Source organism: Pseudomonas sp. AC463, from assembly GCF_979253585.1.
Window position 1 is genome coordinate 268,367 of sequence record NZ_CEEDDZ010000001.1, and the last position, 15,611, is coordinate 283,977.

Here is a 15,611-nt window from a genome sequence, read left to right on the forward strand (position 1 = left end):
ATTTTTTACGCTTTTTATCGATCATGGGCTATTGGATCATAGGCGCCATCAACAGGAGGCAATCATGCTTGAACTTCGACCTTTCAACAGCTTGGGCGGCGCCCACCATGGCTGGCTTGACGCCCATCACCACTTTTCGTTTGCCGAATACCACGACCCCAAGCGTATGCACTGGGGCAACCTGCGGGTGTGGAACGACGACATCATCGCCCCCAGCACCGGTTTCCCCCAGCATTCGCACCGCGACATGGAAATCATCACCTATGTGCGTGAAGGCGCCATCAGCCACGCCGACAACCTGGGCAACAAGGGCCGCACCGAGGCTGGCGATGTGCAAGTAATGAGTGCCGGCACCGGGATCGCCCACAGCGAATACAACCTGGAGGCGACGCCGACCAAGATTTTCCAGATCTGGATTATCCCGAATGAGGCCGGTTTACCGCCTTCCTGGGGTGCCAAGCCGTTTCCACAAGGCGAGCGGGAAGGCTTTGTAACCCTGGCCAGCGGCAAGGCCGGTGACACTGAAAGCCTGCGCATCCGCGCCGATGCACGCCTGGTGGCGGCTAACCTGAAAGCCGGGGAAAGCGCCGAATACCGGCTGGACAGCGGGCGTCGGGCGTACCTGGTGCCTGCCACCGGTGTGATTGAAGTCAATGGCTTGCGTGCGCAAGCTCGAGACGGGGTTGCGGTGGAGGATGAGCAGGTGTTGCGGGTTACGGCGATTGAAGACAGCGAGATAGTGCTGGTCGACCTGGCCTGATCTCAAGCCTGACCCAAAACAACTGTGGGAGGGGGCTTGCCCCCGATGGCGGTGTGTCAGTCAACATGGATATCGACTGAGCTACCGCTATCGGGGGCAAGCCCCCTCCCACACTTTGACCAGCTGTGTTACTGGGAGATTGCGCCGTCTACCAGCACCTGTGCCTCTTCCACCAACTGCTTGAGGTGATCTTCACCTATGAAGCTCTCGGCGTAGATCTTGTAGATGTCCTCGGTGCCCGATGGCCGCGCGGCGAACCAGCCGTTTTCGGTCATCACCTTCAAGCCTCCAATCGCCTGATCGTTGCCTGGCGCGTGGCTGAGGATCTGCTGGATGCTTTCACCGGCGAGCGTGGTGGAGGTCACCTGCTGCGGCGACAGTTTGCCCAGCAAGGCTTTTTGCGCCGGAGTGGCCTTGGCGTCGACACGAATGGCGAACGGCTCACCCAGGGCGTCGGTCAGCCCACGGTAGATCTGGCTTGGGTCCTGGCCTTTGCGCGAGGTCATTTCTGCCGCCAGCAACGCCGGGATCAGGCCGTCTTTGTCGGTACTCCACACAGTGCCGTCCTTGCGCAGGAACGAGGCGCCGGCGCTTTCTTCACCGCCAAAGCCCAATGAACCCTCGAACAAGCCGTCAGCGAACCACTTGAAGCCTACCGGCACCTCATACAGGCGCCGGCCAATGCGTGCGGCCACGCGGTCGATCAGGCCGCTGCTGACCACGGTCTTGCCCACGGCCGCGTCGGCGCGCCAGTCGGGACGGTTCTGGAACAGGTAGTCGATGGACACGGCCAGGTAGTTGTTTGGCGCCAACAGGCCGCCGGTCGGGGTGACGATGCCGTGACGGTCGTGGTCCGGGTCGCAGGCGAAGGCCACGTCGAATCGGTCCTTGAGGCCGATCAGGCCTTGCATGGCATAGCTGGAGGACGGGTCCATGCGGATCTGGCCGTCCCAGTCGACGCTCATAAAGCGGAACGTAGCGTCGACTTCGGTGTTCACCACCTCGAGGTTCAGGCGATAGTGCTCGGCAATCGCCGACCAGTAGCGCACCCCTGCTCCACCCAACGGGTCGACACCCAGGCGCAGGTCGGCGCTGCGGATGGCGTCCATGTCGATGACATTGACCAGGTCAGCCACATAGCTGTTGAGGTAGTCATGGCGGTGGGTGGTGTCGGCCTTGAGCGCCTGGGCGTGAGTAATCCGCTTGACCCCGGCCAGCTTATTGGCCAGCAGCTCGTTGGCCTTGGCTTCGATCCATTTGGTTACATGGGTATCGGCCGGGCCGCCATTGGGCGGGTTGTACTTGTAGCCCCCGCTTTGCGGCGGATTGTGCGACGGAGTAATCACAATACCGTCAGCCAGGCCGCTGGTGCGGCCACGGTTGTAGCAGATGATGGCGTGGGAAATCGCCGGAGTCGGCGTGTATTCATCGCCTTCGGCCAGCATCACGTGCACGCCGTTGGCGGCCAGCACTTCCAGGGCACTGGCACCGGCGGGCGTCGACAGTGCGTGGGTATCCAAGCCTACGAACAACGGGCCGTTGATGCCCTGGGCTTCGCGGTACAGGCAGATGGCCTGGCTGATGGCGAGCACGTGCCATTCGTTGAAGCTCAGTTCGAACGAGCTGCCGCGATGCCCGGAAGTACCGAAGGCCACGCGCTGGGTGGAGATTGCTGCATCAGGCTGGCCGGTGTAATAGGCCGTGACCAGTCGCGGGATATCCACCAGCAACTGGGCTGGCGCCGGCTTGCCCGCAAAAGGACTGATTGTCATGCATAAACCTCGGAGAGAAGGATTCGGAAAAAATGGCAGTTTACTGAGTGTTGGACTGCTGCGCGACGGTATCGATCCTACATCATCAAGAGAAACTTCACGCAGTCAGCCTATCTGTGCCTGACGCAACGCATCGCCCAATGCCGCCAGGGCGATATTCAGGTTGGGCTGCCCGTGAAAGGTATGGCTCAAGCGCAGATGCTGGTGATGCAGGCCGCCGACACTGAACAGCTCTCCGGGCGCCAACACCACCTGCTGGGCCAACATCAGTTGGAATACCTGGCGCATATCCACGGCCCGCGCAGACTCCAGCCAGAAGGCCGCCCCGGCGGCAGGCGGCCGATAGGTGACTTGTTCGCCCAGGTGCTGATCCAGGCGCAGGCTCATTTCGGCTGCCTGCGCGCGCAGTCGCTCGCGCAGCACGAGCAGATGCTGGTCAATCCGCCCGCTTTGATACAAGCGGGCAATGGCGCGCTGGCGAATCGATGAGAGTCGGAACGAGCGCAACAGAAACTGACGCTGCAGTTCACTGCTCATACGCCGCGAGAGCAGATAACCATAGGGCGCTTCCGCCCCCAGCACTTTCTCGAATGAAGAAAACACAATCAGCCGCTCCGGGTTCACCAGCTGTCGCAGAGCTGTATGCGGCTGCTGGAAACCCAGCTCGCCAAAGGTGTCGTTTTCCAGCAGCCAGCAGCCATGCTGCTCCAGCAGTTGCGCGACCTGCTGGCGGTCGCCGGCCGGCATGGCCACCCCCGCAGGCAGGCTGACCACCGACGACAACACCAGCAGGTGCACCGGTTCACTGCGCAACAGTGCTTCCAGAGTAACCAGATCCAGTCGCCCTAGCGGCGTCCAGGGCAATTCGATGATGTGCACCCCGGCGTCCTGGAACAGACGCAGGATCAGCCAGTCGCAGGGTGATTCCACAATCACCGTGGTACCCCGCAGGCCTAACACCTCGACCAGGATATCCAGCACACCGCGCAGGTCGGCGCCGATATAGACGTCATCGGCGTGCCAGCAGCGCGTGGGAGACGAGGTGTAGCGCGCCGCCAATACCGCGCGCAACTCCCATACGCCGCAGGGCTGGGACCAGGGTTGCAAGTGCCGTGGATACTGGCGCACCAGCTCCCGTTCGAGCCGCAACAGGGTTGGATCCAGCGAGGCCAGCAGTGCGGGTTCATCGCCGCTGAGCACCACCATGCCAGGGCGACGGGCTGCTGCGTAGAGGCGATCGAGCAGATCACCTCCCACCCCGTTCGCCGGGTTAGCCGACAGGGGCCAGGCGTAGTAGCCCGACTTCGCCACGGAATAGACTCTGCCCTCCTTCTCCAGCAGCGAATAGGCATACTGGATCGTCGAAATCGAAACGTTCAGGCGCTCGGCCAATTGCCGCAGGGACGGCAGCTTTACCCGCGCATCGGTGCTGACTTCATTGATCAGCCTGATCATGTAGCGATAGACCGCCTGATACGCGAAGTCCGCCTGCCGCTCGCCGCGCAGAATCATCGGCCGGACAATTGAAAGGCCTGCGAAGTGCCGCGCGGCGTTGCAGCAGCGTTGCGCAGCTTGCCCTGCGCAACGGCCTGCGGCCGCTTGCGGTACAGGTGCTGCAATAAGGTCATGGGCAAGCCGCTGGTATCGGTGACCCACTGCTGCAACATTTCTGCGGACGGTTTGCCCTGCAGCACCTTGTGCAACTCGGGCAGGGCCACCAGCATGCCCGGATGGCATTGACGCAAGTAGCCTTCCAGCCGCTCGCCATGATGGATAAATGGCGAGAACAGCATGCAGGTCAGTTGGGTTTCATCCAGGCCAAAGAACTGGTTGGCGTAGGCGCTCGACAGCATGCGACCTTCACAGGTGCCTGCCTCGGCAAGCAAGTCCTCGCAAAGGTGCAGACGGCGCATGTAGGGACGTACCTGCTGGATAAAGCCTTCCACCCCTTCGTCATAGTCCAGCTCGCGCAGGCATTGGGCTTGCAACCCACGCAGGTGAGCCATCAGCAACGGATTGGAAAATGACGGGTAGCTGAAGTGAAAACCCAGCGGATCGGGGCTGTAGGCCATGAACTCGGCGAGCAACGGCGACGCGCCAGGGTCGATGTCGTCCAGCAGGTCGGCGATGCCGATGTACGCCAGGTTGCGATGGCCGACCTTGCTGGGGTTGTCCGAGGCCACATAATGTTCGCCGAACAGATCGTGGTAATACCCGATGCTCCACTCCTCCATTCGCGCGAACAGACCATTGAGCGACAACGGCCACTCCTTGGTGACAGGAACGCCGGCACCCTGGGCGCATTTCTTCAGCCATGCCAACAGGTGGCTTTGCTTGCGCGGCGAGTCGCCGCTGACCAGTGCATGCACCCCGCCATGCCAAGTGCTGGCCCGCTGGTAGAAATCACCCAGGGACAGGTAGGTGTCATTGCACAACGTTGCGCGACAGTCCCCGGAGGTCAGGTGCCCCACCATCAACATATTGCGCTGGCTGATTTCACGCCCGACGGCAGAGGCCGGGCGCAGGTGGTTGAAGGGATGTACCTCCTGGTTTTCCACCATCAGCAACTCAACCCTTGGGTCATCGTGCAGGAACAGTCGGCTGTAGCCTCGGTTGAGGGTTTCAAGCCGGGCCTCGGTCACACCAGGGTGTCGCAACGTGGCAACCCGCAATTGAAAGGTGCGCGGGGCTCGACCGGCAATCGACAATTGGGCCGCCCGCAACAACGCCAGGGTGTAACTGCTGACTTCACCGCCTCCATGGGCGATCAAGACTTTGTAATCTCCAACCTGTTCCATGCCCCCCGCCGCCACAATAATTCGCTGGATCAACAACTGGAGCGCAGTACGCTCAGCGCGATTGAAGTGCCCAATCAAACGTTGCAGAACTTGTTGGTAAACATAGTTCATGGCCTGCTCGTGAATAGTGCTCATCGTTCTACTACCTGAGTTGAAATATCAGTTTCAAGCAACTGCTGACAGTGTTGCTCGAGTTATTACACGTTTGGAAGTTCGCTCGCCGTTACATGCGCGGATCAATAGACGTTAGCACCAAGTAACAAAAGGGCACGTTGACCTTTGGATACCGACTCCCTCACGCAAACCCGCCAACCCATTGATTCAATGGGGCTGCGCTGACCAAAATATAAGCCCTAGGACCGTTCCGACAGGCTCCTACACTTCATTAACTAACCATTTAAAGAAGAGCCCGACAAAATAGCCCGAGCAACTTCCTCATTTGCCGGGCTACCTCACCGTGGCAGTACCTGATTCCATGATGCCGCGTGGATGCCGCCGTGTTAGTTCGAGTAACTCGCGACGGGTGTGTTAGACATTCAATCATTGCTCAATCCTTGAGATGAAAGTGAAGGCGCAATTATCAGTGCTGGAATAATGATTAATAGATACAGACGCCAGGCAAAAACCAGTGCAGATCGGCGACACGCCAACTATAAATGGCGCACACGCAACGACGCCGCGCTGAAATTCAGGGCGGCGTCCGGGAGTAACGTCAGGGATCAGGGGCTAAAACGCGAGGTGGGCAGTTTATCGACGGCGCAGGTTCAGCCCTGTCAAATGGCGCATTTGCCCCATGCGCCAGTAGTCAGGAATATTCGTTTACGAATATTCCTACGCTTTAAACAGCTTCAACCTGCAACGCCACACGCTCACGGCACGGGCATTCGTCCATGTAACGGTGCGCTTCCACGAACTGATTGAACGGGAATACCGTGGTTTTCAGCGGCACCAGCACGCGGTCGGCAGTGAGCTGGTTGATATCACGCAAGGCACGTTGCAATGCCACCTGGTCCTGGATAATGCCCAGCTCTGGCTTGCCGGTGAAGTTACCGATGCAGTGCACAAAGAACTGAATGTTCTTCTGGAACGCTGCACACGCCGGGAATGGCGTCTGGTTGCCACCCTGCAGGCCATAAAGCACCAGGCTGCCACGGGGCGCCAGCACGTCACCGAGCAACGACATCTGCGGGCCGCCCAAGCCATCGAACACCACGTCTACGCCGCGATTGTCGGTGAACTTGTTGATTTGCATCAGCAGGTCCTGCTCTTCGGTAACGATGACCTTTTCCGCGCCCAGGGAGAGCAGATACTCGCGCTCCGCGCTGTCCTTGGTGGCGGCGATCACTCGCACCCCCAAGGCTTTGCCCAGCTGCACAAACGAAGGGCCGGCGCAGTGGCTGGCGTCGGTCACCAGGGCAAACTGCCCGGGTTTAACCCGTGCCAGGTCCACATATGCAAAGTAGGCGATCAGCAGCGGCGTGTAGTGCACGCTGGCTTCGATAGGGCTCAAGACATCCGGGTAGCGGGTCAGGGCCGAACGGGGCAGGACGATCTGTTCGCCATACACCGGGTAATCATTGGGGCTCTCGGCCGGAAAACTGGCCACTTTATCGCCCACTGCCAAGTCATCCACGCCGTCGCCCACGGCGACCACAACCCCGGCCATCTCATGGCCAAGGCCGGAAGGCAGACGTGCATGGGAAGACGCCAGGTTCTGGCGCCACAAAATGTCATACCAGCTGATGCCAATCGCTTCGACACGCACCTGCACTTCGCCCGGTGCGGGCTGCGCGGCTGCATGCTCTTCGCACTTGAGCACCTCGGCCGGACCAAACTTGTGAAAACGGATCGTGCGGGACATCGCAAACCTCGTCAAAGTAACCTCTAATGCCATGAACTCTATCTGGGCTTTCCGGGTAAGACCACCGGTCGCCGTTAATAGTCGACATGTCTGTCATTGATTCCGCATCTGAGGAATAACCCTCAAGTATCGTAGGAAAACTCAATTAGCCGGTGCAGAGTACCAGCCTTTCCCCGTAAGATTCATGCCGGTCATGCTTCTGATGGACCCTTAGGGTTCTCAATATGACTGCTCTCGTCAAGTTTGCTGACTCTTCCAGGACCCAAGATGAACCGTAACGACCTGCGTCGTGTCGACCTTAACCTCTTGATCGTATTCGAAACCTTGATGCATGAGCGCAGTGTGACCCGCGCGGCCGAGAAGTTGTTCCTTGGCCAGCCGGCCATCAGCGCGGCGTTGTCACGCCTGCGTGGGCTGTTCGATGACCCGTTGTTTGTACGCACCGGGCGCAGCATGGAGCCATCGGCCCGGGCAGTGGAAATCTTCGCCCTGCTCTCCCCGGCCCTGGATTCGATTTCTACTGCCGTGAGCCGCGCCGCCGAGTTTGACCCGGCCACCAGCACCGCCGTATTCCGTATCGGCCTGTCCGACGATGTCGAATTCGCCCTGCTGCCGCAACTGCTCAAACGCCTGCGTGCCGAAGCGCCCGGCATCGTGCTGGTGGTGCGACGCGTCAATTACATCCTGATGCCGGGCCTGCTGGCCTCCGGCGAAATCTCCATCGGCGTCAGCTACACCGCCGACCTGCCGGCCAACGCCAAGCGCAAAGTCTTGCGCCGCAGCCTGCCCAAACTGCTGCGCGCCGACAGCGTACCCGGCTCCCTGAGCCTGGACGACTTCTGCGCCCGCCCCCACGCGCTGGTGTCGTTTGCCGGTGACCTGAGCGGGTTTATCGACGAAGAGCTGGAAAAACTCGACCGCAAACGCCACGTGGTCCTGGCCGTACCCCAATTCAACGGCCTGGGCACACTGCTGGCCGGCACCGACATCCTGGCCACCGTGCCGGATTACGCCGCCGAGGCACTGACCTCGGCCGGCGGCTTGCGCGCAGAAGACCCGCCACTGCCGGTGCGGTCGTTTGAACTGCATATGGCGTGGCGAGGGTCGCAGGATAATGATCCGGGGGAGCGGTGGTTGAGGTCGAGGATTCAGATGTTCTTCGGGGACCCCGATAGCCTGTAATGGAATTCCACTAAATTCCATAAAACCGTTTTATAACAATAAGTTATTGGTTGCTTAAGTCCATGGCCGTCTGTCTAAATCCAATGGATTCCACGACTCATGGGGGCATAATTGGGGGCAAATTTCGGTTCCTTAAAAAGGATGCCCCCACCGATGCCCCCAGATAATGCGGTTGTTTTCAAACGAAAACTCAGCGATGCCTTGATCCGCTCACTGACCGAACCTGGCAAATACGCCGATGGCGAAGTTCCTGGCCTCTACTTGGAGGTGAGGGCGTCGAGTAAGGTCGGCAAATCCCCTTCCAAGGTTTGGCGATTGAAGTATCGGCTGCGTGGGAAGGAAAACCGCTTCTCCATCGGCGCTTACCCCGACATTAGCCTCAAGGAGGCGCGCGACATTGCCCGCGGCGCACGCCGCGACGTGGCTAACCACACCGCTCCGCTCAAGGCCAAGACCGCCAAGATCGAGGCACAGTTGCTCAATGAAGAGCGCACCTTCGCTTACGTGGCCGAGCAATGGTTGGCATTCAAGTCTGCCGAACTGGTGACAAAATCCATCTCGGGCTTTACCGGAGCGCTGAACAACCACATCTTGCCTGCCATTGGCAAAAAACCGATCAGCGAGATCAAGTTGGAGCACATCACTACGATCATCACTGAATTGCGCCGCCAGCGCACCATGGCCATGGCCCGGCGCGTGCGCACCATCATACGTGCCGTTCTGGGCTTTGCCGAAGGTCGCGGCTGGGTGGAGCGCAACGTGGCGCTCAGCAACATTGAGGAGTTGAAGATTCGCCACATCGTGACCAGCAACCCGGCGATCGAAAGGCCATCCGACCTGGGCAGGTTTCTTCTACGCCTTGATGACTGCAACGACGGCAGCGTTGCCACCGCAATGCGCCTGCTGGTCATGTTGCCGGTCCGCCCAGGCGAACTGGTGCAGATGCGCTGGGAAGATGTCGACTTGGTGGGCGCCGATTGGCGTTATGTGGTGAGCAAGACCAAGCATCTGGACAAGAGCAAACACATCGTGCCGTTGCCTGAACAGGCCTTGGTTCTGTTACGCGAGCTACATAAAACCCGCGTGGTGGATGAAGAAGGCAAAGGGTGGGTGTTCGTCTCGCCGGTCTATCCGGGACGTCCCATAAACCCGACCTCCATGCTCAAGTCCTTTCAGCGTATTTGGCCGGAGTACAACATCACTGCTCACGGCTTTCGCGCGACCTACAGAACCATTGCACACGAGCACTTGGGAATCGATCCAATTGTGCTCGAACTATCGTTATCCCACAGAATGCCAGGTGCGCTAGGGGCTGTTTATGCGCGTGCGCAACTGCTAGCGCAACGCCGGGAAGCGGCTCAACGATGGGCTGACTATTTAGATCATCTACGGCAAAACGCTTGGCGAGTGACGACAGATTGACGATATACGAAAATCAGGAGAATGGAGCAGGAAACGAGACTCGTATCTGGCGTCCGACCCATTGAAATCTAAGGGTTTTATTTCTTGCCGAAGCAGGAAAAGACTTAATTCTGGACTTGTTTTTGGGGTATTTCAAGAGCGGAAAAAGGGGTAATTCTAAGCAAGGCTATTGGATTCTATCCATAGCCAATCGGACGAACGATCATCAAGCCGGCGGTGTCATTTTCATAGGATCAACAGGGTATGAGTCCCCCTCCGAAAAGACGTCCCAACCTCCCCCGCTACCAGGCAACTCACAACCGACGAATATCGACCACCGCATCGCAGTGCGCCAGATTAGTTGAGCGGCGATCACAAGGCAGTCAGGCGATTAAGCTGCTCTGCCGAAGGAAATCCTAGTGTCCGATAGCGAGGTGGATAGCCAGCTTCTGTAGTCAGCAGATCGCCAAGCTCGGATTCAAACTCGCTCCATAGAACGGTTTTGACTGTAGGTTCCCCACCCTCAACGGGTTCAACCAACACGATGCGATCACTCTTGGGCAATAGGGTCGGCACACCTTTTGTCCAAGCGCTCATCGATACGGTTTTGCCGTTCTGGTCAGACAGCTCGTAGAGAAGGTACGAGGCAACAAACACATCGACGCTCGTTTCCAGATTGACCTTATCGAGCAACTCTTTCTGATTACTGTAGCTACCCTGGAGCAGCAAATGTTCCAGCGTGGCCAGACGGTTATTGACCGTTTCATCATCAGGGTGAAATGGGACGATATCGCGCCCGTCATAGGTATAAATGTCGGTGGAGACTGCCCTGCCCCTCTCAAGCGCTTTGAAGCCAAGTTCGACCATCTGACGAATGCCTTGTTCGTCCTTGTCGCCCGTGACCATCAAGACGTCACGACTGGGGATCATGAAAACCGGTCGACCTTTAACGGGTGCGCACTGTAGAACATCTGGCAACAATACTCTGCTGCTGTCGTATCCGTCCGCCCACTCCGCGGCGTAAAGCCCAGGGATAATTTCACCAAACGCCTCGTGAGTAGTATCGCGCAAGTTCTCAATGGAGATCGCCACTGCCTCATTCATTGTGACACCCCACTGCGCTTCAGGGCCGCTGGTAAGGGTGGCGGTAGACTCGGGAGAGTCGACGGCAAGCATAATCACACAGTCGCGGCCCAAGGACTGATAAACGACCTCGTGCGGCTTGTCGCCACCATTTCTGGCGTGCTCAAGTCGAACTTCCTCAAGCATGGCAAGATTTCGAATCACCGGACGTAATTGTGCTTTCACGTTTTCAAAGACTGTCCCGGTTCTCTGGCCAGGCACCAACAGAGTCGATACGTAACCATTCAGAATTGCGACCTTCTGGGTCTTGTCTCCATTTTGATAGTCGTGAAAGGCGTTATGAAGATTGAAGTACGAGCCATTGTTATGACGGATGCGAAACTCGCTAGCCTGAAAGTCCATGGCCTCGCTGTAGCCAGCCTTGCGGGCTGACTCGATAAATTTTTTGGCAAATCCTTCCTGAGTCAGAGGACGACTGAAGATTTTGTCGAGCAGGGATTGGAGCATGCACAGGATCCTTCGTGTCAGCAGGCATTTGTAAACAGAGTGGGTTGGGCGCGGCTAAACTTGTTCATAGCTTGAACGGCTCCTTTCTATATCGACGGGTCTCAGGTGAAATATAGGGTCGCACACCTACAGCTAGGTTCATGAATTCTAACCCCAGACGGGGGGCATTTTGTTGTAAATGCCCGCCTTTCACGACAGGCAGACATCGGCCATTTCCGGACATTCGCGGCTGGCATAAAATCGCCAGTGTGACCGGCTTCGGTTGCTGATCCCTGCCCTGAGAAATGGCGAGCGTATCGGAGTTGCACCCAACTTGTCGCAGAGCGACCGCTATCGCATTCCATATCGCAAAAAATTGAGCACCTGCGACAGGCTCACGTGACACCGCAAAACTTCACCCCGCGGTGCGAGCGAATCGTCGCATAACTTATGAGTAAAGCGGCAAACCAGCTTCTGGCCGAAATGGAGCAAGTCGCTCGGGCTTGTAAATCCGACAAAGCCGCTCGGGCGGAATATTTCGCGCTCACTTCGCAGTGCTAAGCGTTTTTTCAACTTGCCGCTTGGTGACGACAAGTTGATCGGAGCCTCTCTAGTACAAATATTTCTCATTTAGATGTAGAGTTCGCCCGCTATTGCTGACTGCCAAGGCGCACTGGCGTGAAGGATCACAGAAAGTCTTCCGCATTGCGCACACATACCAGAAGATCAGAGGATGTTCTTTCGCCATGCGCCAGGTTACGCACCTAAGCCCCGAACGTTTCGCCCGACGCTCAGCCTTCAGCCTTACCGCACTAGCACTGGCCATGGCCAGCCTGGGCTCGGGCAGCCTGCATGCCGCTGAGACTAACCAGGCCCCCACGGCTGCGCCCCTGGAGATTGATGCCATCAACGTTACCGGGCAAAGCGTTGAACAGCCCACCGAGCATGTGGTCGGCTATGTAGCCAAACGCAACATGAGCGCTACCAAGACCGACACGCCGATCACCGAGACGCCGCAGTCGCTGTCGGTGGTGACGAGCGACGAGATCCGCGACCGCCAGGCGGAAACGTTGGCCCAGGCGCTGAGCTACACGCCAGGGTTCACCGCCAGCGCGACCGCTTTCAACCGCACTGCGGACCGCTTCCGCATCCGCGGCTTCTCCGTCGAATCCGCCACCGGCGGCTCGCTGCGAGACGGCCTGCGCCTGCAGAACAACTCCTACGACGGCATTCAGGAACCTTATGGCCTGGAGCGCATCGAGGTCATCCGTGGCGCAGCCTCGGTGCTCTACGGCCAGCTCTCGCCCGGCGGCATGGTAAATGGCGTCAGCAAGCGCCCAACCGAAACGCCGCTTCATGAGCTGCAACTGCAGGCGGGCTCCAATGACCGCAAGCAGCTCGCCGCCGATTTCAGCGGCGCACTGCCCGGTAGCGACACCCTGAGCTATCGCCTGACCCTGCTCAGCCGCAACAGCGACACCCAGCAGGATCATCTCAACGACGACAAGATCTACATCGCCCCGGCGCTGACCTGGCGCCCTGACGAAGACACATCGCTGACCCTGCTGTCCTTCTATCAGAAGACCGATACGCGTTTCCCCGCGCCCCTGCCCTATCAGTTGGTCAAAGGTGTGGGTGACGGCGCCTTCAAGATCGGCCGCCACGACTTTATCGGCGAGCCGGGCTACGACGACATGAATGGCGAGATGTCGGCCCTGGGGTACGAATTCACCCACCACTTCAACGAGCACTTCACGCTTAATCACAAGCTGCGTTACTCCGAGTCCGATGTGAAGTGGAATTACCTGCAAGCGCAGACGTCCGCAGCTGCTATCCGCAATGCGGCCAATACCGGCATCCTTGCACGGCAATACAGTGATCGCCGTGAGCGTGCTCGAACCCTGGGCAGCGATACCAATATCGAATCGAAATGGCAGCTCGGCAGCGTCGAGCACACCGTTCTGGTCGGTTTCGACGGCTATGACACTTCCTACGACTCCCATAACTTCCGAGGCGCAGCCCCCAGCCTGGACCTGAGTCGCTACAACTATGGTCAGCCCGTAGTGGCCAACAGAAGCCCCGCCCTGGACCGTGGCTCGCAGCTCGATATGCTGCAAAAAGGTGCCTATTTCCAGGATCAGATCAAGTTCAGCGACAAGTGGGTGCTGCAACTGGGTGGCCGCCACGACTGGGCTGACCAGCAGCAGACGGCGCATCGCAATGGCGCCAAGGCCAGCCAAAGCGACGAAGCCACCACTTGGCGTGCGGGCCTGGTCTACCTGGCGGACAACGGCCTGGCGCCCTATATCAGCTATAGCGAGTCGTTCTTCCCGGTTTCCGTTGCGCAAGTCACCGGCCAGACCTTCGCCCCCACCGAAGGCAAACAGTACGAAGTTGGCGTGCGCTATCAGCCCAAGGACAGCAATATGCTGCTCAGCGCAGCCGTCTACGAGCTGACCCAGACCAACGTGCTCAAGCAGGATCCAGCCACCGACGAGTTCCGCCAAACCGGAGAGGAACGTTCCCGCGGTCTGGAGCTGGAAGCCAAGACGGATCTCACCCCGGCACTCAGCGTGATCGCCACCTACGCCTATACCGATGCACGCACCACCAAGAGCGCTATCGCCGCTGAAGTGGGTCAACGTACCGACGAAACGCCCTACCACCAGGCAGCCCTGTGGACCCGCTACGACTTAATCAACTGGGGCATTCCGAAACTGACCGTAGGCGCCGGCGCTCGCTACATGGGTACAACACAGGCCTCGGGTATGGATTCGGCCATGCCAGCCTATACCCTTTTCGACGCCATGGCGCGCTACAAGATCGACGAACACTGGGACGTGACCGTCAACGCCAACAACCTGACCGACGAGCGCTACGCGCAGTGCAGTTTCTCCACCTGTCTCTACGGTGACGAGCGCACCCTGCTGACCTCGGTGAACTTCAACTGGTGATCTGCCGCTCCGCGCGCCGAGCAAGCACCTTGCTGCGGCGCGCGGCCTTACCTTCCTAACGGAAAGAGGCAGCGTGCGGAACAAGGATCGACAGGCATATGGAACAGCAGCCCAAGGGTACTACCTGGGCTACGCTGAGTGCCCAAATGAGCGCCTTTTTCATAGGTGTATCTAAAAGTATTACCGTTTTCGCTGGGCTAGGATCGAATGGTTCGATTCCTGTCTCGTTCCCCTCCCGGATTGTCTTCACGCCAGTGAAGACGCCATCATTATTCGCCATGATGCCTAAACGGCCGAAGTGTCCTACTGCTTGGTTACAAAAACTCGGACATCTGCTGTCAAACCCGCGTCCGCAAGAGCGAAGTTGGCATTGCCACCTCGCTTGATTGTCAATGCATTTGTGTCAAGATCGATTTCTTCGTCGTAGCGACCAGGTTTTGCATCCGGGCGTGAGAGTCATAGCAAACCGACCCCGCCCCTCTGCCTCAAGCGCTAAGGATATGGCTCTGCCAATATCAGAGCTTGACCCTGGCTGGGTGCACCTGATTGGCTCCTTCTGGCCGATTTCTGCCTGTCGCGACCGGTTGAAACCGATATCGTCGCGACGATTCAGCCACAAAATTTTCAGCTTTTACGCAATGCGCCTCCTCTTTTGCTGTCTGTAACCCTGACTCCGCAAAAGGAAAGGCTTCATGTCGATACGCCCTCTGCTCTGCCTGCTTGCATTGCCGTTGTTCGCAGGCTGCCAGTTTTTGCCCCATACCAACTACTTTACCGCGCCCGAAAACGAGCCCAACCCTGCCTGGGTACGTATCGTCGACTACACGCAGCACGCCGAAATTTACCAATACGAAAACGGCAAACGTTCGGGCGGCGCCGTTCGCACCGGCCCCCTGCCATTCACCCACACACAGGACGTGGGCATGCCAAAGGCAGGGCAAGACCTTACATGGGACTATTACGAAACGCAGATCCGACCCGGTATCGAAACGCAAGTGGATCTATTCTGGGAGGGGACACGCACTCGTTCCTGCTATGTCTCGACTAAGTTCACGCCCCAAGCCGGACGCTATTACCAGTTCAGGCTGACATCCGGCTCATCAGGCAACTGTAGGTTATACGCATCACTGATCGAGCGCGACAAGGAAGGAAGCGGTTGGCATCTCACGCCAAACCCGCAGGTGACCTATAACGGCGATGGACCGACGGCCAAAACCCATTACGAGAACAGCCGCTTTGAGAACCCCAATTATCGTCCACCCGCGGATCTCTATCCGGGGATAGACGTTTACTAAACAGGTAAACGACTACAAG

General features: G+C 58.4%; 10 protein-coding genes. 5 read left to right on the top strand and 5 right to left on the bottom strand.

The features are described 5' to 3' along the window. Nucleotides 1–64 precede the first annotated feature (64 nt). Complete coding sequence (locus AC0IYH_RS01290; RefSeq protein WP_471832747.1) at nucleotides 65–760, top strand: pirin family protein; 696 nt, start codon at nucleotides 65–67, stop codon at nucleotides 758–760. A gap of 128 nt (nucleotides 761–888) precedes the next feature. Here AC0IYH_RS01290 and pgm read toward each other — a convergent pair whose 3' ends face one another. The 4 genes from pgm to AC0IYH_RS01310 form a co-directional block, all read right to left on the bottom strand. Further along, entirely contained in the window at nucleotides 889–2,532 is a 1,644-nt protein-coding gene (pgm, locus tag AC0IYH_RS01295; RefSeq protein ID WP_471832748.1) for a phosphoglucomutase (alpha-D-glucose-1,6-bisphosphate-dependent), read from the bottom strand. Nucleotides 2,533–2,637: 105 nt separating this feature from the next. Continuing rightward, a complete protein-coding gene (locus AC0IYH_RS01300; RefSeq protein WP_471832749.1) occupies nucleotides 2,638–4,044 on the bottom strand; it encodes an aminotransferase-like domain-containing protein in 1,407 nt (468 codons plus the stop codon). Then, entirely contained in the window at nucleotides 4,041–5,465 is a 1,425-nt protein-coding gene (locus tag AC0IYH_RS01305; protein WP_471832750.1) for a hypothetical protein, read from the bottom strand. Before AC0IYH_RS01305 ends, AC0IYH_RS01300 begins: the two co-directional genes overlap by 4 nt. A 703-nt stretch (nucleotides 5,466–6,168) precedes the next feature. Then, complete coding sequence (locus tag AC0IYH_RS01310) at nucleotides 6,169–7,191, bottom strand: zinc-dependent alcohol dehydrogenase family protein (protein ID WP_116628016.1); 1,023 nt, start codon at nucleotides 7,189–7,191, stop codon at nucleotides 6,169–6,171. A 267-nt stretch (nucleotides 7,192–7,458) separates the two neighbouring features. Between AC0IYH_RS01310 and AC0IYH_RS01315 the strand changes: the two genes are divergently transcribed. Continuing rightward, the gene (locus tag AC0IYH_RS01315) at nucleotides 7,459–8,373 is read left to right on the top strand and encodes a LysR family transcriptional regulator (RefSeq protein WP_028616088.1); all 915 of its coding nucleotides are present in this window, start codon (nucleotides 7,459–7,461) and stop codon (nucleotides 8,371–8,373) included. A gap of 153 nt (nucleotides 8,374–8,526) precedes the next feature. Then, on the top strand, nucleotides 8,527–9,795 hold the full coding sequence (locus AC0IYH_RS01320; RefSeq protein ID WP_471832751.1) for a tyrosine-type recombinase/integrase: 1,269 nt from the start codon (nucleotides 8,527–8,529) through the stop codon (nucleotides 9,793–9,795). 351 nt (nucleotides 9,796–10,146) lie between these two features. On the opposite strand, the gene AC0IYH_RS01325 is transcribed toward AC0IYH_RS01320, so the two are convergent. Further along, nucleotides 10,147–11,364: a DUF1444 family protein gene (locus tag AC0IYH_RS01325; RefSeq protein ID WP_471832752.1), complete on the bottom strand. Its 1,218-nt coding sequence runs from the start codon at nucleotides 11,362–11,364 to the stop codon at nucleotides 10,147–10,149. Between the two features lie 803 nt (nucleotides 11,365–12,167). Between AC0IYH_RS01325 and AC0IYH_RS01330 the strand changes: the two genes are divergently transcribed. Together AC0IYH_RS01330 and AC0IYH_RS01335 are read left to right on the top strand one after the other, a co-directional pair. Next, nucleotides 12,168–14,297, top strand: a complete 2,130-nt coding sequence (locus tag AC0IYH_RS01330; RefSeq protein ID WP_471832848.1) for a TonB-dependent siderophore receptor — start codon at nucleotides 12,168–12,170, stop codon at nucleotides 14,295–14,297. A 692-nt stretch (nucleotides 14,298–14,989) separates the two neighbouring features. After that, nucleotides 14,990–15,592 (top strand): hypothetical protein, encoded by a 603-nt coding sequence (locus AC0IYH_RS01335; protein WP_015371108.1) that lies wholly within the window; start codon nucleotides 14,990–14,992, stop codon nucleotides 15,590–15,592. Nucleotides 15,593–15,611 lie beyond the last annotated feature (19 nt).

Bases quoted from the DNA above. Each gene is read 5' to 3' on its own strand.
- AC0IYH_RS01290 (WP_471832747.1), top strand. From the start codon at position 65: ATGCTTGAACTTCGACCTTTCAACAGCTTGGGCGGCGCCCACCATGGC.
- AC0IYH_RS01310 (WP_116628016.1), bottom strand. From the start codon at position 7,191: ATGTCCCGCACGATCCGTTTTCACAAGTTTGGTCCGGCCGAGGTGCTC.
- AC0IYH_RS01330 (WP_471832848.1), top strand. From the start codon at position 12,168: ATGGCCAGCCTGGGCTCGGGCAGCCTGCATGCCGCTGAGACTAACCAG.
- AC0IYH_RS01305 (WP_471832750.1), bottom strand. From the start codon at position 5,465: ATGAGCACTATTCACGAGCAGGCCATGAACTATGTTTACCAACAAGTT.
- AC0IYH_RS01335 (WP_015371108.1), top strand. From the start codon at position 14,990: ATGTCGATACGCCCTCTGCTCTGCCTGCTTGCATTGCCGTTGTTCGCA.
- pgm (WP_471832748.1), bottom strand. From the start codon at position 2,532: ATGACAATCAGTCCTTTTGCGGGCAAGCCGGCGCCAGCCCAGTTGCTG.
- AC0IYH_RS01315 (WP_028616088.1), top strand. From the start codon at position 7,459: ATGAACCGTAACGACCTGCGTCGTGTCGACCTTAACCTCTTGATCGTA.
- AC0IYH_RS01325 (WP_471832752.1), bottom strand. From the start codon at position 11,364: ATGCTCCAATCCCTGCTCGACAAAATCTTCAGTCGTCCTCTGACTCAG.
- AC0IYH_RS01320 (WP_471832751.1), top strand. From the start codon at position 8,527: ATGCCCCCAGATAATGCGGTTGTTTTCAAACGAAAACTCAGCGATGCC.
- AC0IYH_RS01300 (WP_471832749.1), bottom strand. From the start codon at position 4,044: ATGATTCTGCGCGGCGAGCGGCAGGCGGACTTCGCGTATCAGGCGGTC.